Source organism: Pedobacter heparinus, from assembly GCF_032678725.1.
GTDB classification, from domain to species: Bacteria; Bacteroidota; Bacteroidia; order Sphingobacteriales; family Sphingobacteriaceae; genus Pedobacter; species Pedobacter heparinus_A.
Genome location: NZ_JAVTSC010000003.1, coordinates 424,130 through 447,956 on the forward strand (window position 1 = coordinate 424,130; position 23,827 = coordinate 447,956).

The following is a 23,827-nucleotide window of genomic DNA, read 5'->3' on the forward strand; positions in this document are numbered from 1 at the left end:
CTGCATCTCCTTTTACATTCAAGTAATGCATCCAGGCATACACTTCATCACCGGAAAAGTTAGCCGGCAATTGCAGCAGCACCGCTGACTCGGACTGAATTTACTTGTCGTTTGGTCTGTACAGTTCCATGGTAAAGTGACCTTCCAGTAACTGTATATCAAATGGTTCCATAGTTACTTTTATATGTTTTCCGGATTGTAAGTGCCGTGATCCCGGTCGCTTTTATAATTCATGGCATCATCTTCAGGTCCGTTGTCCTGCTCTCCAGCCTGGTCTGCCAGCTTATCTGATTTTTTTGCTTCTGCGTCTTCCCGCATTTCAGAAATACTTTTATTCGCATCTATATTATGCTCACGTTTATCATCCCTTGTTTTTAAAGGCTGTGCATTTCCATTGTTATCTTGATTTTCCATGACGATATCATTTAGTTTACAAGCAGAACAACGCTAAAAAGATAATGTTTCAAAGATCATACATTCTGGCACTGGCCTTAGAAATAAAAAAAGTACGCCACAGACAAACCATTGGCTTTCCATAAATCAAAGTGATCATCCAAATGATAGCGGATGGTATGAAGGTTACATTTAGATTTTACAAGACAGCAGATGGCAGGTTGTTTATTGATCTGCCGGAATGGGGCGGGTCAATTGATGATTTGCGAGCGGGTTAGGGTAGCGAGAGCTGTATATCATTTATAGCTTACGCTGGTAGCAGCGATCACTTTCCATCCCTGCTCAAACAATTTCCAAACCCTTGTGAACCGAACCCGGCTTTCAAAATCTTGCGAAAGATAACTTCCCTTGATATCTTTAAATACAGAAACTACAACTGTATCACCAAAAACACTGATTTGCTGATCCGCAATCAGGATTTCTTTAAATTTTAGTTCGCCGCTTAAATGTGGAGCCAAATCATCCTGTTTGGAAACGAGCACACCCAGATGGTTGACAAATACCAGGTCTGTATGCAACAGCCCATCCAACACGGCAACATCGCTGTATAATATGGCTTCAATAATATTCTCTTCTAGCTTGATGATTTCACTAATCATAATGGTGTTTATATAACTTCTTTGTAAAATTGTTGACCTTTTTGTATTAACATTTAAACAAGTATTTACGCCGAAAGTTTTGAGATTGATTAACCAAGACCAATTACTTTTCATGGTCAGCAGAAAACCTGCCACCACCCTCATGCAAGGAGATCATGCATAAACCAAGCATCAACAGGAAGAATTCAGCGCCTTCCCCATTCTGATCTCCAAACCAATTCATGAAAAAGTGTTCATGCTGAACAGTAACGATCACCCCCGTCATTACAACAAAGACCAGGAACGCTGAAATCCGGGTACCGATGCCGATAACCAGTAACAACGGGCAGAAAAATTCTATAAAAATAACCAGTGCCCCAACAGGGTAAGGCAACCCGACCGTGTCGGTAAAGTATTCCATAGTGGCCACAAAGCCATGGCCATCCCACCAACCCAATAATTTTTGCGCACCATGGGGAAACAGGACGAGCCCGATCGACACTCTGGCCAATAAGCCCGTTAATCCATTGTTGGTTTCTAAAATTTTGCTCATCATCATCATCTTTTTTTATCTTAGGTATGTCTATAAGTGAAATCTGCTACAAAGTTGCCTGCAGCAACCCAATATCCGAAGGACGAATGCTACAATTTATATGTAACATTTGTTACTAAAAGTTGCGGATAGCTGTATTATTTTAGAACGTTTTATCAATTTATTGTCTTGCACACTTTACACAACCATATTGCACAATTTGTGCACATTACCGATGAGGAGTTTGACCTGATCCTTTCTCAGGCAAAAAAAAGGACGCTGAAGAAAAATCAGTTGCTGCTTGAGGCAGGTGAACTCAGCTCATCAGATTTTTTTATCCTGGATGGTTGCGTTAAACAGTACCACCTTGATCAGGCTGGCCAGGAGCATGTAATTCAATATGGCTTCACCGGCTGGTGGATTGGCGACTGGTATGCTATAATGAACAAAACAAGCTCTAAATATCATATTGAAGCAATTACTGTGACCCAGGCACTTCAGTTTAGCGTTGACAGCCTGGAAATGCTCTATCAGCAAATTCCGCAACTTGAACGATATTTCAGGATGATTTTCCAGCGTGGATTTGCCGCCCAGCAGCTCAGGATCTTATGGTTACAAATGCCCTTGAAGGAGCGGTACCTACAGTTTGTAGAGGTTTATGGCTATTTTGAACGCATGCTCTCACAAAAAGAGATAGCCTCCTACCTGGGCACCACGCGCGAATCTTTGAGCAGAATGAAAAAGGATCGATCCAAGCCTTGAACACTCCATTCTTCCAGGGGCTTAAATATTTTACGCTGATTAAATAGGCTGTATAAAGTCGGTTTTTCTTCAACGGTTGACAATGTGCCAGTCTTGGCTTGTTTCCCTACTAGAAGCCTTTGTTTGATTGGATGGCCTGTAATTACAGATGGCGAGCGGTGAGATAAACCAGTCTTACTAATATTATTTTTCCCGCACCATCTCTTCATAAATATCATCGAATTCTCTGCCTTTATGTTTTTGCCACAGTGCGGAAAATTTTACCTCTATATTTTTAAGCAGCTGAATACAGAGCTGTTTATCGTCTGCTGAGAGGTCATTCATAAGCATTCTTGCATTTTTTTCTATTTTGTTCAGCCCCACCTGCGCAGCTTTTTCTCCTTTTGGAGTGAGTTCAATCCTTTTAGAGCGTTTGTCCTCATCATCGGCGTACTCTCTTATCAAACCTCTTTTTTTCATACGGTTGAGCATATCCGTACCGCTGGAAAGTTCAAAAAGGTTGCCGTAAATAACTTCTGTTTTCTTAGGATTCTTTTCTTTCCTTATGGTCTGCAATATCCCGAATTCCTCAATCTGATTTAATTCTGTTCCCTTAAGTGCCATGTTTGCATATGCCATATTCAGCTTGCTGATCCTGCCGATTATCTTCATCAGCAATCCGTCTATCAGCGATGGGACAACCCCGCCAACCAGGACACCATCTGTTTTATTTTGCTGTTGGTGTGCCAGATAATGCCTGCAAAAATCTGCTATGGTCCCCTTAGGAAATTGCTGCTCATACTGTCCCCATTGGTTGACAATTTCTACGGTCTTGTTCATAAATAATTCGTTTACGTAGCAAATTTATAAAAAAACTACGCAAACGTATTATTATATCGAAAACATAGTATATTTGAAAAATAAACTACGATAACGTAAATAATTAACAATGGAACAAAAAAAACAAAACATAGCGCTTTACTGGATCGCTAAGGGATTTATCAGCTTTTTCATGGTATTCAGCGCATATTTTTCGTACTCCCATCCGACGGATCTAAAAATGTTAGGCTTCCCAGACTACTTTCGAATTGAGCTTGTAACACTGAAAATCGTCGGGGCAATTGTATTGCTGTTTCCATTTACCCCAGTGCGGGTTAAAGAATGGGTATATGCGGGATTTATAATCACAATGGTTTCTGCCCTGGTCGCCCATATATCTACAGGCGATCTCTTATCCAAAATCATTTTTGTGTCGGTTGACCTGTTGCTGGTTCTGTTGAGCATCAGATACGTTTCTAAACGGGATTTAGCATCTCAAAAAATATAACGATCATGGAAATGAGCACAGCACTTTATCAGGCCGCACTAGTAACACATGTTGCCGGAATTACGATTATGGCCGGAACAACTTTTATTGATTATATAACCTTTAGGATTTTTTGCGGTAGCTATCAAAGCGATCAGGCCAAAGGCATTGTTTTAGAAAGCTTACTGAACAAATTGCAGCGGTATATGGGCATAGGTATGTTGGTTATCCTTGTTTCAGGGGTTATGATGATGATCAAACTCCATGAGGTATGGGGAGCGCAGCTTTGGTTCAGGACTAAGATTGGTATTCTGCTGATTATTATAATTAATGGACTCGGCCTGCGCAGAATCGCGGGCTCAAAATTAAAAAAGGCAATCATAAATAATTCGTCCACGACCTTACAACCTGAAGTCTTTAACAGGATCAGACGAAATTTTACAGCTATTCAGCTTATACAGCTGCTGCTGTTTATCATCATTTTTGTATTAAGCATTTTCAAATTTAATTAAGATGACAGTTAAAATGCCCAACGTAACACAGGATCCTGCAAACAAAAATACCGCAATCTAAGCCTACTCAGCTGGTTATATTTTGCTACTTTTATGATGCCCGGCAACCGAAAAGTGGGAATTTGCCCCGGGTGACTTTATATTTGTTCCTGCTCAGGAGGAACATTGAGCATTTGTTGCAAAAACACATATGTTAAACAGCCAAGCACACTAATTCTAAAAATAAGCGGAGAAACGGATGATTCGGTAAAAGTTCATCTAATAACTATACCGGGTGGTAAAATAACTGCGCAAACAATATGGCTTCAGTTAATGTTTTATTACCATGGCAACTACAAAAGAACTTATCGAAGAGATCAACCTGCTGTTTACTGAAAACAGAATGGATGCGTTTATGGATTACCTGGCCAAAGATGTAGTTTGGGACATGTATACCGCAGCTTCAGGTCATACCAGGTTCAACGGAACAGAAGAAATCAGCAAGATGGATGGAAGCAATATGCCGGAGTATACCAACTTCCGGTTTAGCACCATAGTCATTGAAGGAGATATGGCCTCTGTACAGGGATCAAGCACTAACAAGAAAAAAGACGGCACGGAATACGAGAGCAACTTTTGCGATGTTTACCACTTCAAAAATGATAAGATCATAAAAATGAGCTCTTATGTAATTGATAATAATAAATAGACAGCTCCATTATGTTAAATGATAAAGAGATAAAGATCTACCAACATGGAACAATTCAGAATAGAAGTAGCGTATAACGGGCGGGGCCGGTTTTTCAACATCAAACCTTTAGGTAATGCACGCTACCAGATTTACATAGAAGAGGAAACAATAGGAACCATACAACTCGACGAAAAAGACCATGCCCGTTGCGAAAGTCAGGGCTGCGAACTGGATATGCCACTACTCAATTCCATCAGAGATCAGATCCAGTTTCACGAAAAGTGGAAACATAGCGATTAAAACAATAAGTGCTTCGAATTAAACCCCTTGAACCAAACAAATCCACGTTAAAGCACGCTCAAACAAGAGATCTATCCTGTTGTCGGGATGATGGCAAGAAAACATTACAAGTAGCATTTAGTGGTTTGTTATTTCAAATTTTAAGAATTTATTCCAGGAAAACAAGTAATTGACAATTATAACCTCCAGAACATAAGCCCTATCCAGCCATGCCTAAGCAAAATGCCCGCGAGCAGCAGTAGCGATAAAGCGGTCAATATCAGAACATCCTGTTTAAACCGGCCTATTGTTGTTTTTAAGTTTTTAACGAGCAGCAGGGCATTTATAAGCGCACAGATGCCAAACGATGTAAATCCAATGAAAATGGAAATTGCCGGGAACGAAGGGCTGGCGAGCTGAAAAAGCCTATAGCTATTATTATAGACCTGCATAAATGCATAAATGCCAAAACTCAATAATGCTACGCTGAGCATGGGGAGTATAAACAAGTGCAATGATTTAGGCTTTTGTCTTTTAATGAGGATGTATAAAATCGCAATTATCCCGGCAATAACAGCGAAGGCCACAAAAAACAGGGCCAGGACAACTACAACAATCCAACTGTAAGCCCAGAACCCCGAAACTTTTTTACTATAATGCTGATTTACGATCATGACTTTTTCGCCCTCGGCGTTCCTGGCAAAGGCAATCCCGGCCTGAGCAGCCCATCTGTCCCGAAAAACCAGGGGAGCGGTCTGTATCAACTGGTGGGTTCTCCCTAAAATATGGTACTGCAGGGTATCATTCTTTATTTCCACCTTAAGCAGCAGCAACTGGTCGGTAAAAGCCAGTAAGTTATACCTCGGGTCTGCCTTTTGGTAGTAGCCCAGGTATGGACTGATCTCTTTTTTATTGAGCGGCATGGAAGTCGAAGGTCTTGGTTTTTTAAGGTTCGCATATTTGGCCGCGAGATATTCATTGATGAGGTTTTCGATGTTTCCCAGACCGTTGGCGTTTGATGAAATGACAAATCCATAGCCAAGCTCCCTGTTGTACCGGTAACTTGACTTGCAGGTTCCCATGGTTCCATCGTGGCCTCTCATCATTCCGAAATCTTCATTTCCCAGGGCGTATCCGGTTGTCAGTCCTGCAGTGGCAGCAAGGGAACTCGTTGGTTTTTCGAAAAGTTCAAAACCTGTTTTGGAGAGTAGCCGGGGATCTGACCGGAGCAGGGCCTGCAGGTAGCGGTTCATTTCATGAGCTGATGACCATAATGAAGCTGCGGCACCTGGGAGCAGCGTCACAGAAGGGACCTCTTTGAGCGGACCGGAAGCGCTGGAGTATTCCTTTGTATCAAAAGCGGGATACCTGCTCCAGGCATTAAAATTGGAGTGTGGCATGTCCAGGGGCCCTAAGATGCAGGCGCTTAGGTACGCTGGATATTCTTTTCCACTGAGCTTGCTGATCAGATAGCCCAATATGGCATAATTTACATTGCTATAGGTGTAGCGTTCGGACGGGCGCCAGCGACAGACCATCGATGCTTTTTGCTGTAACATCATTTCTTTCGAGCTATACTTATTGCGCTCCAGTGTGTAAAACTTATTGAATTTAAAATCGTCAAAGCCTGTGGTATGTTCGAGCAGGTTAACCACCTGCAGGGGATGCGTGCCTTCCCATCGGTTTGTAAAGGGAACCTCCGGTGCAATGTCTTTTAACCGGTCGTTCAGTTTTAGCTTGCCCTGTTCCACCAGTTTCAATATCGCAATAGCTGTAAATGATTTGGTAATGGAGCCCATTCGGAACAGTGTTTTGCCAGTTACAGCACGTTTTTTTTTAAGGTCGGCATAGCCAAAGCCACCGGAAAACAGCACACTGTCCCTGGTTACGATGCCCACCATCAGGCCGGGAATGTTCCGCTTCCGCACAATCGTTTCAATGGAATCGGTCAGTTTGGCAAGCGTCTGGGCGCTGGCGTTGAGAAAGCCCAACAGACAGATGAGCAAGATGTAGACAGTTTTCATTGTGTTTTAATTTCTACAAATGTCCGCCAATGGGCGGAAATGGCCGAAGGTTAGGGCCGGACATGGGCCAGGCGGATGCAGACGCTAAGAAATCTGGATGGAGTATTCATCTACCGTTTCACCGTATCCGTCACTTTTCAGGCGTTATTGAACCCCAACGCTTAAATGCTAAATTTAATTATTGGATATTTGAGCTGATGGAAACAACCAATAGTACATTTACCAGTCTTTTAAAGCAAGGGATAAGGATACACCTGACATTCTTGCTGGGCTTGATGTTACTTACGGTTGCCATCATTCTGCAAAGTCCGGATAATAAAAGGGTGGCGCCCAAAGCGTTATTGGTGTATGTGCTTATGGTGATGTGTGTATATGCTGGCAGGTGGCTGAGCAGGCAGTTATTTAAGAAATGGAAGCCGCGGACCTTAATCTTACTCTTTTGTTTTTTCCTGTGCTTGTTTGCTGTGGCAGGGATATTCGGAGTGGCCTGTTTCCTCGGCTTTAAAGATGGGGACGACGTATCGGGCCTGGTAGTCATCACTACCTTATTGGTTATCCTTTTTATGTTTGTTGGGGGGATCACTGCCATCACCAGGATGGTAACACGCCAGCAGATCAGGGAAAGTAAAGTTCTTCAGTACCAGGCCGAGACAGAATTGAATTTATTGACCAGTAAATTGAGTCCGCATTTTTTGTTCAACACCTTACATAACCTGTACGGTTTGTCGCGGCAAGACCATACCAGGGTGCCAGACCTGTTGCTGAAACTGTCTGACCTGCTCAGTTACACCCTGTACAGTTCGGGCGAGCCTTTTGTGAAATTGAGCCAGGAGGTAGATTGTGTCCAGAATTTTGTAGCGCTGGAGCGGATTAGAATAGGGAATCGATTGGTTTTGGAGGTAAATTTCAGGGGCTATGATCCGGCCAGCACGATTGCGCCGATGATTTTGATCGTGTTTGTAGAAAATGCCTTTAAGCACACCAAAAATACGCTGTCGGGACCGATAAAAATCACGATGAAGTTATGGACCGAAGCTGGGTTTACGCATTTTGAGATAGAGAATACATTTGGGTCTTTCCCGGATGAAGCCGGAACGCTGGACAAAACAGGGGTATCGGGGAAACCTTCCGGGATGGGGCTGGCCACTACGATAAAAAGATTAGATTTGTTGTACGGCAAGGGTTGCCAATTGGAACACGGCCGCATAGATGATCGTTATGTTGTGAAATTAAAGACCCCGATGCATGCAGCGCATTAGATGTTTAATAGTTGATGATGAACCCATTGCAAGGGGGCTGCTGGTGGATTATTGCAGTTATCTGGATATCCTGGATGTTGTCGCGGTCTGTGAAAATGCTTTTCAGGCACGTGAATGCTTAATGAACCATCAGGTTGAGCTGATTTTTCTGGACATCAATATGCCTTTGCTGGATGGTATCAGTTTTTTAAAGACCGTTAAAAATTTGCCACAGGTCATTTTTACTACAGCATACAGGAAATTTGCCGTAACGGCCTTTGACCTTGCGGCCTGCGATTACCTGGTTAAACCATTTTCGCTGGCCCGGTTTATCCAGGCGGTTGATAAGGTGAAAATGAACCTGTTACCCGCAAAACACGAAATATCCAACGATATTGGAAATATTTTGGTCAAGGCCGAAGGGATGACTTATCAGGTGAAGCTGGATGAAATAATTTTTGCGGAAGCCAAGGGGAATTATACCTGTTTTGTTTTAGAAACCAGGATTCTTAAACCGAAGCTTGCCCTGTCGGAGGTTGAAAAGTTGCTCGCTGTTGGTCAGTTTCTTCGTGTGCACCGTTCGTTCATCATCAACAGAGAAAAAATTAGTCATATAGAAGGAAATTCCATTCATGTAGAGAAACATGTCATCCCCCTGGGCGCAAGTTTTAGGGAAGACTTTTTTAAAAAAATGGGCGGTAGGTCGATGGATTAAATGCCCTGTAAATCAAGCCGCAGTAAAGCCCAGTATCTTGGTGTAATAATCAAGGGAACTACGAAGATCACTGACATGGATCACGGTGGCTGAACCTAATGCTTTCATGAGTTTCGGTTTTTACCAATTTAATAAACAGGCTTCCAGATCTTAAACATATTCTGATTAGTTCCGTCTATCTGTCGGATCACGAGACACAGATTATCCTCTCTTTGCGGGAAATGCTTGTCAATGATCTGTTGCGTTTGCTGTAATAACATTCCAAGGTGCTGGTCAAAGTCAAGATTACTAACATATATTATAACCTGGTTCATTCTAGAAGAAATGGTACACTTAAAGGTGAACTCTTTTTTGAGCGCTTTTACAACTTTAGACCTCAGTTTTTTCATCAGTTTATAATTGATTTTTAATGGTTATGAAGCTATCATGAGCAATATTCATCTCTGTTTGTGAGTGTTTGCTCATGATGGATTCATTGAATTATGATTAGGTAATTACTTAACACAAGTTAATCAACTTTTATCAGCTAAAACGCCAACTGACTTAAATAATTATGTCAGAAATTGTCATATTTTGGTTCCTCTGCACTTAAAGAGACAAATCCCCTTCGCTCACCTTTGCCTCAGGTATAATTCAGGTTTTGTTCGGGTAACGGGTACCTTTATCCCAGCAAAACATGGCCAAAACCTAAATTAAACCTGATTCATCCCAACACTTGTTTTTGCTAATGAAGCTTGATTAGTTCATCTCCTGATGTTTTTGTAAATTTAATGCGGACGAATAGAAATGATAAAGCTATGAGTAAAATTACAGTGATGAATTTCACCATTTCCTTAGACGGCTTTGGTGCAGGTGCGGATCAAAGCATAGAAATTCCTTTAGGTGCAGGAGGAGAAGAACTTCATACCTGGATGTTCCCAACAAAACGGTTCAGAAAAATGGGCGGACATGATGATGGAACAGAAGGAATTGATAACGGCTTTGTAGAAAAAGCTTTTGAAAATGTAGGAGCCTGGATTATGGGACGTAACATGTTTGGGCCGGTCCGCGGAGCCTGGCCGGATGACAACTGGACTGGCTGGTGGGGGAAAAATCCACCCTACCATGTACCGGTATTTGTATTAACGCATCATGAAAGACAAGCAGTAACCATGGAGGGCGGAACGGTATTTAATTTTGTGACTGGCGGGATTGAAGCGGCATTGGAAGAAGCCAGGAAAGCTACAAATGGAAAAGATGTCAGGATTGGCGGAGGGGTATCAACTATCCGTCAGTTTCTACAGCGAGGTTATATCGATGAACTGCATCTTGCCGTATCGCCGCGCTTTCTTGGTTCTGGGGAACACTTGTTTTCTGGAATTGACATGCTGAGCCTCGGGTACCATATCACCAGTAGAACTGAAGGAGAACTGGCTACTCATATGATGATAACAAAAGATTAACGAGTTGCAATAACTGAGCAAAACATTAACTTTGCGTACCTATGAGAAAAAACCTCGTTATAGCTATTGATGGCTATTCATCTTGTGGAAAAAGCACCCTGGCAAAAGCTTTAGCGAAGAAATTGGGATTTATCTATATTGACAGTGGTGCCATGTACCGCGCAGTAACACTGTATTTTATCCGCAACCATGTTGATGTAAAAAATCCTGAGGCAGTTACTGATGCGCTGCAACATATAGAATTAAACTTCGATTCCAGAGACTACCAGTCGCACATTACCCTTAATGGCGAAGAAGTATCAGAAGAGATCAGGCAGATGCCGGTTTCTGAATATGTTAGTGAAGTTTCGGCCAACAGGCAGGTGCGCAAGGAAATGGTAAGACAGCAGCAGCGCATGGGAAAATCGAAAAACATTGTGATGGATGGACGCGATATAGGTACCACGGTATTTGAGGATGCACAGGTTAAGTTTTTCATGACTGCAGATCCAAAAATAAGAGCCGAGCGCCGCTATAAAGAAATGCAAAGCAAGGGTGACACCTCAACTACAATGGAGGAGGTATTTGAAAACCTGGCCCACCGGGATTATGCCGATACGACAAGGGAAGAGAGTCCGCTTACCAGGGCTGAAGATGCCATAATACTCGATAACACTGAACTTAGTGAAAGGGAACAGCTTGATTTTGCACTGGATATGGTACACCAGCACCTACCCTAATCTTTTTGCAAATATTTGGTTACAATAAGCCGCTTAACCTAAACATTACAATTCGATGTTTTAACTAAAATATGGGATTAATACTTTTGTTTAACAATTTTGTCAAACTTAAGAAATGACCCCAAAAGATACTGGTACAGAACAATTAATTAAAGATACTGCCAAACATCTTTTTTTTGCTGAAGGTAAAATCCATGCTACTACGCAAGAAATTGCCGATGCAGCTGGTGTAAACCGTACACTTGTTAATTATTATTTCAAATCACGGGATGCCCTGTTTGATCAGGTGTTTAACGAGGCGCAGGAAAAAGTAGTAAAAATTCTGGACGAGGTGATGGAGTCTGATATGCCTTTCCGGGAAAAGATAGCCAACCTGATCACTGTTTTCCTTAAAGAAGCCATGCATTTCCCTTACCGGGAAATTTTCATTATTACCCAGATGAACAGGAACGACGTGATCGATGCCAAAAGGGCCCGGGTAGAAAAGGTGAATGCTTTTCTGGCAGAAATTGAGCAGGAAATGGATAAAGGGAACATCAAGAAAATGAACCCAAGACATTTTTGTATCAACCTTTTCTCCTTAATGGCCTATCCCCTGGTTACGGCTCCACTCTATAAGATCTTGTATGACATGCAGGATGATGAATATAACGCCCTGATGGAAGAGCGAAAAAAACTAATTTTTGAATTTATATTCCCTTAACGATATATACTATACACTACGCTAAAAAATATATGAAACCTAGAATCCAATCTTTTTATTTATTACTTCCCCTATTATTAATCATCAGTTCATGTGGAAACAGCGATCAGAAAAAAGCTGGTGCAGCTGCCAGCCAGGTACAGTCGTACCCTGTTTTTACGATAGCAACCCAGGCAACAGATCTGGAAACAGATTATCCTGCTACACTCGAAGGGATCCAAAATGTAGACATCAGACCGAAAGTTGACGGCTTTATTGAAAAAATATATGTGGATGAAGGTGCGACTGTTAAAAAAGGTCAGCTGCTTTTCAGCATCAATGCGCCACAATACGAACAACTGGTGAGAACCGCCAGTGCATCCATCAGCAGCGCCGAGGCTGATGTGAACAGTGCCCAGCTGCAGGTAAACAAAACCAAGCCTCTGGTAGAGAAGGACATCATCAGTAAATATGACCTGGATGCTGCCCAGTTAACGCTGCAAAGCCGTAAAGCTGCCTTGGCCCAGGCTAAAGCCGAACTGGTAAATGCCAGGGTAAATTTAGGATATACCCGCATCACCAGCCCGGTTGATGGTGTAATTGGCAGTATTCCTTTTAAAACTGGAAGTCTGGTAAGCAGCAGCAACGCAAGCCCTTTAACAACGGTATCTAACATTTCCAGGGTATATGCCTATTTCTCGATGAATGAAAAACAGCTGCTGGAGTTTACACGCCATTATAAGGGTGCCAACCTGGAAGCTAAATTAAAAAATATCCCTGCTGTTTCGCTGGTATTGGCAGATGGAACAAGCTACGCCGGGAACGGCAAAATAGAATCTATAAATGGGCTGATCAATACCAGTACAGGTTCCGTAAGTTTAAGAGCTACTTTTTCCAATCCTGCAACGCTTTTAAGAAGTGGCGCGAGTGCTTCGGTACGCATTCCGCAACACCTGGAAAATATAATCCTTATCCCGCAAAAAGTAACTACCGACCTGCAGGGGAAAAAATTTGTATATGTACTGGACGGGAAAGGGAATGTTAAAAATACGGAAGTACAGGTGATGGAACTGACAAAAGGTAATTTTTATGTCGTTACTAAAGGTCTTAAGGCTGGTGATAAGGTAGTGCTTGAAGGTTTCCAGTCTTTAAAAGACGGAGTGCAGATCAAAGCTGAAGAAAAAAGTACCGATTCGGTTTACAGTGAAATCAATAAATAAACACGGCGTAAACGATAATACAACAATCGAAAATCAGAAGTATGTTTAAGAAATTTATAGAAAGGCCGGTTTTATCAACGGTCATATCCATCATCATAGTTATACTGGGCATATTGGGCTTGATTACGCTACCCGTATCTCAATATCCTGAAATTGCCCCGCCTACGGTACAGGTATCGGCGTCTTATCAGGGTGCCAATGCCGATGTAGTAATGAGTAGTGTGGTAGTTCCGTTGGAAGAGCAGATCAATGGTGTGGAGGACATGACCTATATGACCTCCAGTGCGGGTAATGATGGAACGGCAACCATTACCGTAAACTTTAAACTGGGTACCAATCCGGATCTGGCAGCGGTTAACGTACAAAACAGGGTGGCACGGGCTACCAGTTTATTGCCTGCAGAGGTGACGCGCGCCGGTGTAATTACAGCAAAGAAACAAGCCAGTAATGTACTGATCTTTGGTATTTATAGCGATAGTGCATCCTACGACCAGAAGTTTTTACAGAATTATGCGAACATCAACCTGATCCCGCAGATCAAACGTATCAATGGCGTTGGTGACGCCACTGCTTTCGGCCTGATGGATTACAGCATGCGCATCTGGCTTAAACCAGAGGTAATGGCTACTTATGGCCTGGTGCCGAATGACATTAGTATAGCCCTTGCAGAGCAGAACATTGAGGCTGCCCCGGGACAGTTTGGAGAACAGGGTGACCAATCTTTCCAGTATACCTTAAAATATTCTGGTCGCTTAAAGAATGAAATTGAGTTTAGCAACATCATTGTAAGAACGGCCGAAAACGGGCAGGTATTAAGGTTAAAGGATATTGCCAGAATTGAACTGGGCGCACAGAGCTATGCCAGTTCGGTATTTTTTAACGGAAAACCTGCATTGGGTATTGCGATTAACCAGACGGCCGGTTCAAATGCCAAAGATGTAATTGAAGGCGCCATAAAGGTTTTGGAAGAATCAAAGGTTAACTTTCCTAAGGGGGTACATTATACGGCGCTGATCAACGTGAATGACTTTTTGGATGCTTCTATTGAAAAAGTGATCCATACATTGATCGAAGCTTTTATCCTGGTTTTCCTGGTTGTATTTATTTTCCTTCAGGATTTCCGTTCCACTTTAATTCCGGCCATTAGTGTGCCGGTAGCCATTATAGGTACCTTCTTTTTTCTCAGCTTATTTGGCTTCACCATTAACCTGCTTACGCTCTTTGCATTGGTACTGGCCATAGGTATTGTGGTGGATGATGCCATTGTGGTGGTGGAGGCTGTACATGCCAAGCTTGATCATGGCTATACTTCGGCAAAAAAAGCGACCATAGATGCGATGGAAGACATCACTGGCGCCATCATTTCCATTACCCTGGTTATGGCGGCAGTGTTTATTCCTGTGAGTTTTATACAAGGTTCATCGGGCGTATTTTATAAACAGTTTGGTTTAACCCTGGCCATTGCCATTATTCTTTCGGCCATTAATGCCCTAACCCTGAGCCCGGCACTATGCGCTTTATTTTTAAAACCACATGCTGCTGACCACCATAAGCCTAAAAACTTTATGCAGCGTTTTTACGCGGCCTTTAATGCTTCTTTTGATGTAATGACCAACAGGTACAAAAGATCGGTAAGCTTTTTAGCGCGCAGAAAATGGATTGCAGGTTTGGGTATTGTACTTTTTACAGTAGTGCTGATCTGGACGATGAACACCACGCCTAAAGGATTTGTGCCAAATGAAGATCTGGGTACGATAATGTCGGATATTTCTTTGCCTCCGGCTACCTCACAGGAACAGACGGCTATAGTGATCAAACAGATTGACAGTATTGCACACACCATTCCGGAGATCAAGTTCTCGCTGACCGTAGTTGGCCGAAGCATGATCAGTGGTACGGGAAGTTCTTATGGAATGGTGATCGGAAAGCTGAAGCCCTGGAACGAGCGTAAACGGGATGTAAAAGCAATTATTGCCGACCTGTTTGCCAAAACAGCCAGCATAAAAGGCGCCAGGGTTATTTTCTTTGCCCCTCCTACCATCCAGGGTTTTGGTACCGGTGGTGGTTTTGAATTCCAGCTGCAGGATAAAACGGGTGGCGACATCAATAAATTCAGTTCGATTAGCAATGAATTCCTGGCGGCATTGGCTAAAAGACCTGAAATCCAATATGCATCTACTTCTTTTAACCCTAATTTTCCGCAGTACCAGATTGACGTGAATGTGGCGACTGTAAAACAGGCCGGTTTGTCGGTAAGTGATGTACTGGGGGTATTACAAGGTTATTATGGTGGGGTATATGCCTCAAACTTTAACAAATTTGGTAAGCAATACCGCGTAATGTACCAGGCAGATGCCCAGTACCGCGCAAACCAGCAAACCCTGAACAATATTTACGTTCGGAATTCTGGTGGCAAGATGGCGCCGATCAGTAACTTCATCACGCTGAAAAAAGTATATGGACCGCAGGCAATATCCCGTTTTAACTTGTTCACTTCCATTGCAGTGACGGGAAACCCGAATGCAGGCTACAGTTCGGGCGATGCCCTGAAAGCGGTGCAGGAAGAGGCGGCGATACATTTACCAACTGGATATGGTTATGAATTTTCGGGTTTGTCCCGTGAAGAGATGTCGAGCGGAAGTCAGACTATTTTTATCTTCCTGCTTTGTGTAATCTTTGTATACTTCCTGCTTTGTGCACAGTATGAGAGTTATATCCTGCCATTAGCGGTATTGATCTCCCTGCCAATCGGCTTAGCCGGAGTATTTATTTTCGATAAAATATTTGGTGTTGACAATAACATTTATACCCAGATCACGCTGATCATGCTGGTGGGCCTGCTGGCAAAAAACGCCATTTTGATTGTGGAGTTTGCGGTAGAGCGCAGGAGAAAAGGCATGACCATTGTTGGGGCTGCCATTAGCGGTGCAACTGCACGTTTACGTCCTATTTTGATGACCTCCTTTGCCTTTATTCTTGGCCTGCTGCCCTTAATGTTATCAACCGGTGTAGGTGCTGCAGGGAACAAATCCATTGGTACTGGTGCTGTGGGTGGTATGCTGATCGGAACTGTGTTCGGGATATTTGTAATTCCTGCATTGTTTATCGTTTTCCAGAGTATACAGGAAAGCGTAAGCAGCAAATCGCCATTTGATGAGGGATATGGCCCGCGGCAAGAGGTTATAGCATTTCCTGAAGTTGACACCCGTGAACACTAATTTAAAAAACATGAACACCAGATATTATAAATACTATTTCATCATCGGTTTTTCTATACTGACCTTAACGGCCTGCGTAACTAAAAAATACGAGCGTCCGGCGGTGAACAGTAATGACCTGTACCGCGACAATACCACAACAGACAGTACAAGCATAGCCGACCTGCCCTGGAAAAACCTGTTTGCCGATGCCACTTTACAAACACTGATACAGCAGGGCATAAATGAAAACCTGGATTTAAAACAGGCCATTGAAAGGATTAAAGTTGCCGAGGCTACTTTACTGCAAAGCAAGGGTGCTTTACTGCCAAGTTTAGCAGGGGATCTATCGGTAACCGATGCCAAACAATCCAGGGCTGCTTTAAACTTCCCTCCAGGCATCAACATCAATACGGAAACCCAAACTTACAGGGCACAGTTAAGTACCAGCTGGGAAGCAGACATATGGGGCAAACTGAGCAGTGCAAAAAGATCGGCTTATGCGTCATTGCTGCAAAGTGATGCTGCAAAAAGGGCGGTACAAACCCAGTTGATTGCCAATATTGCCAATGGATATTACAACTTATTGGCCCTGGACAAACAGCTTGCCATTACGGATCAGACCATCAGGATCAGAAAGGCTGATGTGGAGACCATGAAATCTTTAAAAGAAGGCGCAGTGGTAAATGGTGCTGCTGTAGTGCAAAGTGAAGCCAATTTGTATGCTGCCCAGGTAACGCTTCCTGACCTGAAAAGAAACATCAGGGAAACTGAAAATGCCCTGAGCATCCTTTTGGGAAAAGGCCCGGGAAAAATAGAGCGCAGCACACTTGACCAGCAAACGGTTTACAGCAATTTGCAAACCGGGGTGTCTGCCCAGTTGCTGCAGAACAGACCGGATGTACAAGCAGCTGAATTTGCTTTCAGGGCGGCATTTGAGCAAAAGAATGTGGCGCTGGCCTCCTTTTACCCGGCCTTGACTTTGACGGCAAACGGGGGTTTATCCAGCCTGAGTCTGAAGAATTTTTTCGACAATTCTCTTTTCTACAATTTAATTGGGGGCATTACCCAGCCTATATTTAGCAGGGGGCAGAACAAAGCAAGGTTGAAAACAGCCGATGCTCAAAAGCAAATTGCATTCTATGGCTTTCAACAAACGCTTTTGACCAGTGGACAGGAAGTATCGAATGCCTTGTTTGCTTACCAGACTGCTGCAGAGAAAGAAACTACACGGGCTATGCAAATTGCATCGCTGACCAAAGCGGTTGATTATACCAAAGAGCTGTTGCGTTATAGTTCTGCTACAAATTATACGGATGTACTGACTTCTGAACAGAGCTTACTGTCGGCACAATTGAGCAACATTAACGACAGGCTGCAAAAGCTGCAGTCGGTAGTGAATCTGTACAGGGCGCTTGGCGGGGGATGGGAGTAAAAAATGATGCGTTTTTCGTTCTCAAAATCTTTTGAAGGAAAGATTTCACATGTCCTTAAAACGCATCATTTTTTAGTGTAAAAGGGTTTTCGTTCTCAAAATCTTTTGAAGGAAAGATTTCACATGTCCTTAAAACGCATCATTTTTTGGTATAAAGATGTAAATTAGACAAATGAATATCCTGATTGTTGAAGATGAAAAAAATCTGGCACTGGAAATGGCAGATTTTTTAGGTAAGGAGGGTTATACCATTGAACATGCCTGGAAAAAATCTTCGGCAGAAGAGAAGATCTTTGTCAACGCTTACGATTTTATACTCTTAGACCTGGGATTGCCGGGCGGTGATGGTTTTGAATTGCTGCATCAACTGAAAAAAATGTCTGGACGGGAAGATGCAGTGATTATACTGACGGCACGTGGCGAGCTCGATGACCGCATCAAGGGCCTGGAGGAAGGCGCTGACGATTACCTGGCCAAACCTTTTTCTTTAACAGAACTCCTGGCAAGGATGCATGCCATTATCCGGAGAAAGCATAAACTGGAACGTAACGAGGTAAACATTCATGATTTTATACTGGACATTAAAAACCACCTGGTCAGTTTTGACGGACAAAGAATTAACCTGACCAATAAGGAGTTTGAGATCTTTAATTACCTGGTATTGAATAAGAACCGGGTAATTTCAAGGGCTAATTTAACCGAGCATGTTTGGGGGGATATACTAGAAGTGAATTCAGATTCTAATTTTGTAGATGTGCATGTAAAAAATCTTCGCAAAAAACTAACTGCACATGCAGCGATAGACTGGTTTGAAACGGTAAGAAGCATTGGTTACAGAATTAATTTTTAACTGGTAATGATTAAAGCAATGACCTCATGAAATTACAGTTCAAACTTGCTTTATACAATACCTTAACCAAAATTGCCATCATCACCATGCTGGGTATTCTGATCCTGGTGTCTATCAACCGGATCTCGGTAAACCATATCCAGCAACGACTGCTGCAAAAAAAATCGAGACTGGTGGCCAATCTTTCCAGCATAGAGATCAATGAACTGTTAACGCAGAAAATCTATACAGACTATAACCTTTTAAGGGAAGAATATATCATTCTAAAAGAGCTTAAAAAAAATGAGAAGCCCTTTAAAAAGGTATTTATCCGGGAGCTGCGCAGCATTGAGGGTAACCAGGACGAGTTTCAGATCTTGATGACAGACTTTAGTTATGAAGGGAAGAATTATCGGCTTGAACTGGGCGAGTCGATGTCTACCCTGGCCCAGCTGGAGCGCACCATATCTATGTTCACTTTTGGGATCCTGATCGCAGCAGTTATCCTTACCCTCATTACTGACCTTGCTTTCACCCAATTTTTACTCGCACCATTTTATCGGATCATTGATCAGAAGCTGAATAAGGTAGATGATCCGATAAATTTTAATTATCAGCCGGTAAAGACCAGTACAGAGGATTTCAGGATCCTTGACCGCAGCATCAGTGTGCTGATGGATAAAATTGCGACACTTTTTTTAACTGAAAAGGAGTTTATTGCCAATGTTTCTCACGAACTGCTTACGCCCATTTCGGTACTCAGTACCCGGCTGGAAAACCTGCTCAATGATGAGCAGCTGACGCAGGAAGGTGAAAATAAACTTTTTGCCTGTTTAAAAACATTAAACCGTCTAAAAGCAATCATCAATAGTTTGCTGCTCATTTCAAAAGTAGAAAACAACCAGTACAGTAAACCTGATGTAATTTCTGTAAAACATACGGTAGCGGAAGTGTATGAAGAACTGGAACACCGGCTCTTGATGATGAAGCTTAAAATTGACATTAACCTGCCTGAAGATTATACTTTTACAGGAAACAAATCTCTTTTTCATACCCTGCTGACAAACCTGGTTAACAACGCCATAAAATACAATGTCCCTTCAGGCAGGGTTGACATTTACAGTGAACGCATTGAAGGGGCTTACACCCTGGTTATAGCTGATACTGGTGTGGGCATGGATGCAGAATTGGTACAGGATGCTTTCATCCGTTTCGAAAAACTAAAATCTGAAAAGGAGGACAGTCATGGTCTTGGCCTGGCCATCGTCAGAAGTATCGCCGCTTTTCATGAACTGCAGGTCGGGATTAAATCGAAAAAGGGGGAAGGCAGCCAGATTAGCATTAGCTTCCCTTTATAAAGACAGGATATTTTCCTCTTCATCAAATCTTCATGTTGTGTTTGCAAATTTGGTTTAACAAAAACATAAAATTATAAACATGAAAAGAACAATCTTAGCGTTGGCATTAGTTGCAACAACTTTCGGCGCATTTGCACAAAACACAACTCCAGCTACAAAACCTGCAACAGCTACAACTGAAACTGCAAAACCAAAACATCACAAAAAAGCAGTTAAAAAAGCAGCTAAAGCAGAAGCTAAACCAGCTGAAACTAAAAAATCTGGTAAATAAGAATTGCATTAAGTAGTTTAGGGCCGTCTGTTCATCCATAGCAGACGGTCTTTTTTATGACGGCAACCTTGCTTTTACTGAGCTGCAGGGTGTAAAAAGAAAAAATCGGTAAAGGCATGATTTTTTTTTAATTTGCATTTCGTTTAAGCCAGAAAATAATGACACAGGTAGCCTTGTTATTGCCCAATAAATATCGTTTGTTAAGTGTTGCAGCTATATTAGATGTATTTGATACGGTAAACAGTTATTATGAAGCCAATGGAGAGGAAGCTTTATTTAACCTGAGCATACTCTATGCGGCCAACAGCAACAATGACGTTCCTGTTTTTAATCGGCATAAACCCCGGCCCCTCCATTCAGCAGGGCCCCAGGACCTGATTCTGATCCCGGCTTTTGGTACAGCCGACTTACCTGTTGCCATTGAAGAAAACCTTGAATTCCTTCCATGGCTGATACAGCAGCATGAAAATGGTGTGGAGTTGGCCAGCTTTTGTACCGGTGCATTTTTACTGGGGGCAAGCGGCTTGCTGGATGGCAAAAGTGCGACTACGCACATTCATGCCAGCACTGTATTTGCTGCCAGCTATCCGGATGTCTATTTAAGGCCAAATGAAGTGGTTACCTACGATCATGGGATATATACCAGCGGCGGTGCAACCAGCACTTTTCATTTGCTGCTCCGGTTGATCCATAACTATGGGAACAGGGAAATTGCAGTAAGAATTGCCAAAGTTTTTGCAATTGACATGAACCGTGGACAGCAAAGTTATTTCGGCACTTTTATCCCAAGCCGCGATCATGGCGACGATCTGGTGTTTAAAACTCAGCTGTGCATAGAAAACAGCTATGATAAAGCGACAACGATTGAAGATATTTTACAACAGATACCTGCAAGCCGGAGAAATATTGAACGTCGTTTTAAACAGGCTACCGGAAATACACTGATTGAATATTTACAAAAGACAAGGATAGAAAAAGCTAAAAAGCTATTGGAACAAACCAATCAAAGTATATTGGAAGTGATGCTGAACTCGGGATACAATGACCAGAAAGCATTCCGGCAATTGTTCAAAAAAAGTTCAGGGATGACCCCCAAAGATTACCGGGATAAGTTTAAAGCCAGGGTTGCCTGAACGCGCGGGGATGCCGGCTGGTTAAAATTTGATCAGCAGCTGGTCAGAAATAAGCTTTCCATTGCTGTAGTATTCAAAAAACCAGTTTTCATTCTTTTTTAAGACGATCCCATGAACAGTTCCGTTATCTGCAATAAAAGAATCCGGTGCAGATGTTTTAAAAAGGGTTAAAATTATTTTAGGTGTGGTATCTATTAACTGGTAGCCTACGGCTGTTGGCTGCGCATATAACGTACCTACCTGCTGGCTTGTTGCTGCAGTTACAGCTTTGACAGGAATGGGTTCACTTGACGAGACGGTAACAGCTGCAGCAACAGGCGGCTGCAACGGCGGCGCAGCATTTATTGGTGCATTTGTTGTTGTCGTTGTATTTATTGCTGTATTTGCTCCTGAAGCACTATAAGTATATTGTACCTCATTTAACGAGGTAAACGCTTCTCTTAATGCCTGGTTATAAGAAGTCTCAAATTCTTTCTCCCGGCTTTTACCTTCCCTGCCTTTAAAAACAACATTACCCTGGCAATCTTTTAAAGAAAGTGTAAGATTAGTGGTGAACATCGATTTTCGCTGTGCCAGCTCAAAAACCAGGGCCTGACATTTATTGCCGGCAATTTCAGTGGGCAATTGCATATTGTCAAAATAAACCGTAAAGCCTTTTTCTTCTAACAGTGCTTTGGTAAGCGTATTTAAGCCATATTGGTTAATTTCTTTAAGAAAGCTAAACTTCTCGGGTACCAAAACATATTTGTAGTTGTTTATCGTATTTTGGGAATAGCCGGAGAAGGAGACCAATAAAAGGAAGAATAAAATGGATCTTTTCATGTTGGGTAATTCTGGTTTTCTAGATCATAAAGATACAAGATTAACGGAAATAGCGCTGAATTATTTGGGAATACCCTATTTTATTTGTCGCATTGCACCCCTTTTAATGTCGTTTCTGCACTGCATTTATTGTTCAACATACTGGTATCTTTATATTATTATAAAATCAAATTCGAAATGTCATGAATAATTCCATTTACCCATGCCTTACGCTCAAAGGCAAAATTGCGGAAGCATCAGATTTTTACATCCAGACCTTTGGCGAAGGTAAAGTTATCCAGACCTCTGCATTTGTGATACAAATTGAGTTAAGCGGACAAAATTTTATGCTGCTCAATGATGGGCCAAGCTCCTTGCCTAATCCATCCATCTCATTTATGGTCATGTGTTCAACGGCTGAAGAAACGGAAAGGTACTGGAATAAGTTAATTGATGGCGGAAATGCATTAATGCCTCTTGACAGTTATGACTGGAGCCCTAAATATGGCTGGCTAGCAGATAAATATGGTGTTTCCTGGCAATTGTATACCGGAACCAAGGCAGACAGTTTTCAGAAATTTTGCCCTACACTAATGTTTACGGGAGCAAAGGCCGGCAAGGCTGCGGCTGCGGTTCATTTTTATACAGGGCTGTTTCCACAATCTCATATTGAGGGCATTTTGAAGTATGCTGAAGGAGAAGGTGAAAATGTCGCATTTGTAAAACATGCCCAGTTTAAGCTCAATAATTTTACGGTCATGGCCATGGACAGTTCGGAAGATCATAATTTTGATTTCAATGATGCCATATCCATAGTAGTGGAATGTGATACACAAGCTGAAATTGATAAGTACTGGGAGCAACTGACAATCGCTGGCGGACGGGAAGTAGCCTGTGGCTGGCTGACAGACAAATATGGGGTCAGCTGGCAGATTATTCCAAAAGCATTGGGTAAACTGGTAACGGATCCGGAACGTGGACAACGGGTTATGGGGGCATTGATGCAAATGAAAAAACTAATTATCGCCGATTTAGAAAACGCATAGCCTGATAGCAGCCTGGACATGGTGTGTCCAGGCTGCTTTTAAACAAGCTCCTTGATCTGATTCAATGACGCATCCGGCTCCGCCTGCTCAGGTCAATCCTGTTGTCTGCCTTTGATTCATCGAGTACAAAAAAAGTTTTTACAGTTTCAATGTTTTTAACTTTTAACAATGCATTTGAAAAAAATGAATGATACTCCTGCATATCGGCAACAGCAACATGCAGCAGAAAATCAAAATCGCCGTTTACCATATAGCAGTTGATCACTTCAGGAAATTTGCTGATAAGTTCCATTGAAGTGATCAGATTGTACTGAGTATGCGTACGTAACTGCAACCCGGTAAACGAAGTCAGCTTTTTATTCACCATGCTTTTATTCAGTACTGCTACGTAATTCTTAATGCATCCCCTTTCTTCCAGATTTCTTATTCTTGCATGAATGGCGCTTTCTGACAAATGAATGTACTCAGACATTTCTTTAATTGGCATTTTTGCATTTTTTTGAAGATAAAATAGAATTTTAGCATCAATTGCGTCTAAATTTAAATACATAAGTTGGTTTTTAGGTGAATACCTTGATCCTGTTATCTGTAAACTTAAACAGAAATTGACAAACCAGCCAACCTGAAAAAAATATGGCGGAGGATT

General features: G+C 42.2%; 26 protein-coding genes. 18 read left to right on the plus strand and 8 right to left on the minus strand.

Annotation, left to right across the window (positions count from 1 at the left end; all coding sequences use genetic code 11):
• Window positions 1–180 precede the first annotated feature (180 nt).
• From R2Q85_RS07190 to R2Q85_RS07200, 3 genes are all read right to left on the minus strand, one after another.
• Window positions 181–414: a hypothetical protein gene (locus R2Q85_RS07190; RefSeq protein WP_316811079.1), complete on the minus strand. Its 234-nt coding sequence runs from the start codon at window positions 412–414 to the stop codon at window positions 181–183.
• 275 nt (window positions 415–689) lie between these two features.
• Window positions 690–1,052 carry a nuclear transport factor 2 family protein gene (locus R2Q85_RS07195; RefSeq protein WP_316811080.1) on the minus strand — a complete coding sequence of 121 codons (363 nt, stop codon included), beginning with the start codon at window positions 1,050–1,052 and terminating at the stop codon, window positions 690–692.
• A 103-nt stretch (window positions 1,053–1,155) separates the two neighbouring features.
• Entirely contained in the window at window positions 1,156–1,593 is a 438-nt protein-coding gene (locus R2Q85_RS07200; protein ID WP_316811081.1) for a DoxX family protein, read from the minus strand.
• Between the two features lie 159 nt (window positions 1,594–1,752).
• On the opposite strand from R2Q85_RS07200, the gene R2Q85_RS07205 reads away from it, so the two are divergent.
• Window positions 1,753–2,325 (plus strand): Crp/Fnr family transcriptional regulator, encoded by a 573-nt coding sequence (locus R2Q85_RS07205; RefSeq protein ID WP_316811082.1) that lies wholly within the window; start codon window positions 1,753–1,755, stop codon window positions 2,323–2,325.
• A 183-nt stretch (window positions 2,326–2,508) separates the two neighbouring features.
• Here R2Q85_RS07205 and R2Q85_RS07210 read toward each other — a convergent pair whose 3' ends face one another.
• A complete protein-coding gene (locus R2Q85_RS07210; protein ID WP_316811083.1) occupies window positions 2,509–3,144 on the minus strand; it encodes a MarR family winged helix-turn-helix transcriptional regulator in 636 nt (211 codons plus the stop codon).
• Between the two features lie 109 nt (window positions 3,145–3,253).
• On the opposite strand from R2Q85_RS07210, the gene R2Q85_RS07215 reads away from it, so the two are divergent.
• From R2Q85_RS07215 to R2Q85_RS07230, 4 genes are all read left to right on the plus strand, one after another.
• Entirely contained in the window at window positions 3,254–3,631 is a 378-nt protein-coding gene (locus R2Q85_RS07215) for a DoxX family protein (RefSeq protein WP_316811084.1), read from the plus strand.
• Between the two features lie 5 nt (window positions 3,632–3,636).
• Window positions 3,637–4,122 carry a hypothetical protein gene (locus R2Q85_RS07220; RefSeq protein ID WP_316811085.1) on the plus strand — a complete coding sequence of 162 codons (486 nt, stop codon included), beginning with the start codon at window positions 3,637–3,639 and terminating at the stop codon, window positions 4,120–4,122.
• 325 nt (window positions 4,123–4,447) lie between these two features.
• The gene (locus tag R2Q85_RS07225) at window positions 4,448–4,810 is read left to right on the plus strand and encodes a nuclear transport factor 2 family protein (protein WP_316811086.1); all 363 of its coding nucleotides are present in this window, start codon (window positions 4,448–4,450) and stop codon (window positions 4,808–4,810) included.
• 45 nt (window positions 4,811–4,855) lie between these two features.
• Window positions 4,856–5,092, plus strand: coding sequence for a hypothetical protein (locus R2Q85_RS07230; RefSeq protein ID WP_316811087.1), 237 nt, complete (start codon window positions 4,856–4,858; stop codon window positions 5,090–5,092).
• 176 nt (window positions 5,093–5,268) lie between these two features.
• Here R2Q85_RS07230 and R2Q85_RS07235 read toward each other — a convergent pair whose 3' ends face one another.
• Window positions 5,269–7,095, minus strand: a complete 1,827-nt coding sequence (locus R2Q85_RS07235) for a serine hydrolase domain-containing protein (RefSeq protein ID WP_316811088.1) — start codon at window positions 7,093–7,095, stop codon at window positions 5,269–5,271.
• A gap of 29 nt (window positions 7,096–7,124) precedes the next feature.
• Between R2Q85_RS07235 and R2Q85_RS07240 the strand changes: the two genes are divergently transcribed.
• Together R2Q85_RS07240 and R2Q85_RS07245 are read left to right on the plus strand one after the other, a co-directional pair.
• On the plus strand, window positions 7,125–8,354 hold the full coding sequence (locus R2Q85_RS07240; protein WP_316811089.1) for a sensor histidine kinase: 1,230 nt from the start codon (window positions 7,125–7,127) through the stop codon (window positions 8,352–8,354).
• Window positions 8,341–9,048, plus strand: coding sequence for a LytTR family DNA-binding domain-containing protein (locus R2Q85_RS07245; RefSeq protein ID WP_316811090.1), 708 nt, complete (start codon window positions 8,341–8,343; stop codon window positions 9,046–9,048). Before R2Q85_RS07240 ends, R2Q85_RS07245 begins: the two co-directional genes overlap by 14 nt.
• 128 nt (window positions 9,049–9,176) lie before the next feature.
• Here R2Q85_RS07245 and R2Q85_RS07250 read toward each other — a convergent pair whose 3' ends face one another.
• Entirely contained in the window at window positions 9,177–9,437 is a 261-nt protein-coding gene (locus R2Q85_RS07250) for a hypothetical protein (RefSeq protein WP_316811091.1), read from the minus strand.
• Window positions 9,438–9,845: 408 nt separating this feature from the next.
• Here R2Q85_RS07250 and R2Q85_RS07255 point away from each other — a divergent pair, with 408 nt between their 5' ends.
• From R2Q85_RS07255 to R2Q85_RS07300, 10 genes are all read left to right on the plus strand, one after another.
• The gene (locus tag R2Q85_RS07255; RefSeq protein WP_316811092.1) at window positions 9,846–10,490 is read left to right on the plus strand and encodes a dihydrofolate reductase family protein; all 645 of its coding nucleotides are present in this window, start codon (window positions 9,846–9,848) and stop codon (window positions 10,488–10,490) included.
• A gap of 41 nt (window positions 10,491–10,531) precedes the next feature.
• Window positions 10,532–11,209, plus strand: coding sequence for a (d)CMP kinase (gene cmk / locus R2Q85_RS07260; RefSeq protein WP_316811093.1), 678 nt, complete (start codon window positions 10,532–10,534; stop codon window positions 11,207–11,209).
• 115 nt (window positions 11,210–11,324) lie between these two features.
• On the plus strand, window positions 11,325–11,912 hold the full coding sequence (locus tag R2Q85_RS07265) for a TetR/AcrR family transcriptional regulator (protein WP_316811094.1): 588 nt from the start codon (window positions 11,325–11,327) through the stop codon (window positions 11,910–11,912).
• 32 nt (window positions 11,913–11,944) lie between these two features.
• Entirely contained in the window at window positions 11,945–13,111 is a 1,167-nt protein-coding gene (locus tag R2Q85_RS07270; RefSeq protein WP_316811095.1) for an efflux RND transporter periplasmic adaptor subunit, read from the plus strand.
• 41 nt (window positions 13,112–13,152) lie between these two features.
• Window positions 13,153–16,329, plus strand: coding sequence for an efflux RND transporter permease subunit (locus R2Q85_RS07275; RefSeq protein WP_316811096.1), 3,177 nt, complete (start codon window positions 13,153–13,155; stop codon window positions 16,327–16,329).
• Between the two features lie 10 nt (window positions 16,330–16,339).
• Complete coding sequence (locus R2Q85_RS07280; protein ID WP_316811097.1) at window positions 16,340–17,743, plus strand: efflux transporter outer membrane subunit; 1,404 nt, start codon at window positions 16,340–16,342, stop codon at window positions 17,741–17,743.
• A 172-nt stretch (window positions 17,744–17,915) separates the two neighbouring features.
• Window positions 17,916–18,593: a response regulator transcription factor gene (locus tag R2Q85_RS07285; protein ID WP_316811098.1), complete on the plus strand. Its 678-nt coding sequence runs from the start codon at window positions 17,916–17,918 to the stop codon at window positions 18,591–18,593.
• A 26-nt stretch (window positions 18,594–18,619) separates the two neighbouring features.
• Entirely contained in the window at window positions 18,620–19,930 is a 1,311-nt protein-coding gene (locus R2Q85_RS07290; protein ID WP_316811099.1) for a HAMP domain-containing sensor histidine kinase, read from the plus strand.
• A gap of 79 nt (window positions 19,931–20,009) precedes the next feature.
• Window positions 20,010–20,201: a hypothetical protein gene (locus R2Q85_RS07295; protein ID WP_316811100.1), complete on the plus strand. Its 192-nt coding sequence runs from the start codon at window positions 20,010–20,012 to the stop codon at window positions 20,199–20,201.
• 158 nt (window positions 20,202–20,359) lie between these two features.
• Entirely contained in the window at window positions 20,360–21,334 is a 975-nt protein-coding gene (locus R2Q85_RS07300) for a GlxA family transcriptional regulator (RefSeq protein ID WP_316811101.1), read from the plus strand.
• A gap of 21 nt (window positions 21,335–21,355) precedes the next feature.
• Here the strand turns inward: R2Q85_RS07300 and R2Q85_RS07305 are convergent, their stop codons facing one another.
• On the minus strand, window positions 21,356–22,156 hold the full coding sequence (locus tag R2Q85_RS07305) for a hypothetical protein (RefSeq protein ID WP_316811102.1): 801 nt from the start codon (window positions 22,154–22,156) through the stop codon (window positions 21,356–21,358).
• Between the two features lie 182 nt (window positions 22,157–22,338).
• Between R2Q85_RS07305 and R2Q85_RS07310 the strand changes: the two genes are divergently transcribed.
• Entirely contained in the window at window positions 22,339–23,181 is an 843-nt protein-coding gene (locus R2Q85_RS07310; protein ID WP_316811103.1) for a VOC family protein, read from the plus strand.
• A 61-nt stretch (window positions 23,182–23,242) separates the two neighbouring features.
• On the opposite strand, the gene R2Q85_RS07315 is transcribed toward R2Q85_RS07310, so the two are convergent.
• Window positions 23,243–23,731, minus strand: a complete 489-nt coding sequence (locus R2Q85_RS07315) for an Lrp/AsnC family transcriptional regulator (RefSeq protein ID WP_316811104.1) — start codon at window positions 23,729–23,731, stop codon at window positions 23,243–23,245.
• Window positions 23,732–23,827: the final 96 nt, after the last annotated feature.

Excerpts from the sequence above, each read along its gene's own strand:
- R2Q85_RS07255 (WP_316811092.1), top strand. The coding sequence starts at position 9,846 with ATGAGTAAAATTACAGTGATGAATTTCACCATTTCCTTAGACGGCTTT.
- R2Q85_RS07250 (WP_316811091.1), bottom strand. The coding sequence starts at position 9,437 with ATGAAAAAACTGAGGTCTAAAGTTGTAAAAGCGCTCAAAAAAGAGTTC.
- cmk (WP_316811093.1), top strand. The coding sequence starts at position 10,532 with ATGAGAAAAAACCTCGTTATAGCTATTGATGGCTATTCATCTTGTGGA.
- R2Q85_RS07220 (WP_316811085.1), top strand. The coding sequence starts at position 3,637 with ATGGAAATGAGCACAGCACTTTATCAGGCCGCACTAGTAACACATGTT.
- R2Q85_RS07280 (WP_316811097.1), top strand. The coding sequence starts at position 16,340 with ATGAACACCAGATATTATAAATACTATTTCATCATCGGTTTTTCTATA.
- R2Q85_RS07315 (WP_316811104.1), bottom strand. The coding sequence starts at position 23,731 with ATGTATTTAAATTTAGACGCAATTGATGCTAAAATTCTATTTTATCTT.
- R2Q85_RS07230 (WP_316811087.1), top strand. The coding sequence starts at position 4,856 with ATGGAACAATTCAGAATAGAAGTAGCGTATAACGGGCGGGGCCGGTTT.
- R2Q85_RS07275 (WP_316811096.1), top strand. The coding sequence starts at position 13,153 with ATGTTTAAGAAATTTATAGAAAGGCCGGTTTTATCAACGGTCATATCC.
- R2Q85_RS07245 (WP_316811090.1), top strand. The coding sequence starts at position 8,341 with ATGCAGCGCATTAGATGTTTAATAGTTGATGATGAACCCATTGCAAGG.
- R2Q85_RS07300 (WP_316811101.1), top strand. The coding sequence starts at position 20,360 with ATGACACAGGTAGCCTTGTTATTGCCCAATAAATATCGTTTGTTAAGT.
- R2Q85_RS07215 (WP_316811084.1), top strand. The coding sequence starts at position 3,254 with ATGGAACAAAAAAAACAAAACATAGCGCTTTACTGGATCGCTAAGGGA.
- R2Q85_RS07200 (WP_316811081.1), bottom strand. The coding sequence starts at position 1,593 with ATGATGATGATGAGCAAAATTTTAGAAACCAACAATGGATTAACGGGC.
- R2Q85_RS07295 (WP_316811100.1), top strand. The coding sequence starts at position 20,010 with ATGAAAAGAACAATCTTAGCGTTGGCATTAGTTGCAACAACTTTCGGC.
- R2Q85_RS07310 (WP_316811103.1), top strand. The coding sequence starts at position 22,339 with ATGAATAATTCCATTTACCCATGCCTTACGCTCAAAGGCAAAATTGCG.
- R2Q85_RS07285 (WP_316811098.1), top strand. The coding sequence starts at position 17,916 with ATGAATATCCTGATTGTTGAAGATGAAAAAAATCTGGCACTGGAAATG.
- R2Q85_RS07235 (WP_316811088.1), bottom strand. The coding sequence starts at position 7,095 with ATGAAAACTGTCTACATCTTGCTCATCTGTCTGTTGGGCTTTCTCAAC.
- R2Q85_RS07225 (WP_316811086.1), top strand. The coding sequence starts at position 4,448 with ATGGCAACTACAAAAGAACTTATCGAAGAGATCAACCTGCTGTTTACT.
- R2Q85_RS07190 (WP_316811079.1), bottom strand. The coding sequence starts at position 414 with ATGGAAAATCAAGATAACAATGGAAATGCACAGCCTTTAAAAACAAGG.
- R2Q85_RS07290 (WP_316811099.1), top strand. The coding sequence starts at position 18,620 with ATGAAATTACAGTTCAAACTTGCTTTATACAATACCTTAACCAAAATT.
- R2Q85_RS07270 (WP_316811095.1), top strand. The coding sequence starts at position 11,945 with ATGAAACCTAGAATCCAATCTTTTTATTTATTACTTCCCCTATTATTA.
- R2Q85_RS07195 (WP_316811080.1), bottom strand. The coding sequence starts at position 1,052 with ATGATTAGTGAAATCATCAAGCTAGAAGAGAATATTATTGAAGCCATA.
- R2Q85_RS07210 (WP_316811083.1), bottom strand. The coding sequence starts at position 3,144 with ATGAACAAGACCGTAGAAATTGTCAACCAATGGGGACAGTATGAGCAG.
- R2Q85_RS07305 (WP_316811102.1), bottom strand. The coding sequence starts at position 22,156 with ATGAAAAGATCCATTTTATTCTTCCTTTTATTGGTCTCCTTCTCCGGC.
- R2Q85_RS07265 (WP_316811094.1), top strand. The coding sequence starts at position 11,325 with ATGACCCCAAAAGATACTGGTACAGAACAATTAATTAAAGATACTGCC.
- R2Q85_RS07240 (WP_316811089.1), top strand. The coding sequence starts at position 7,125 with ATGGGCGGAAATGGCCGAAGGTTAGGGCCGGACATGGGCCAGGCGGAT.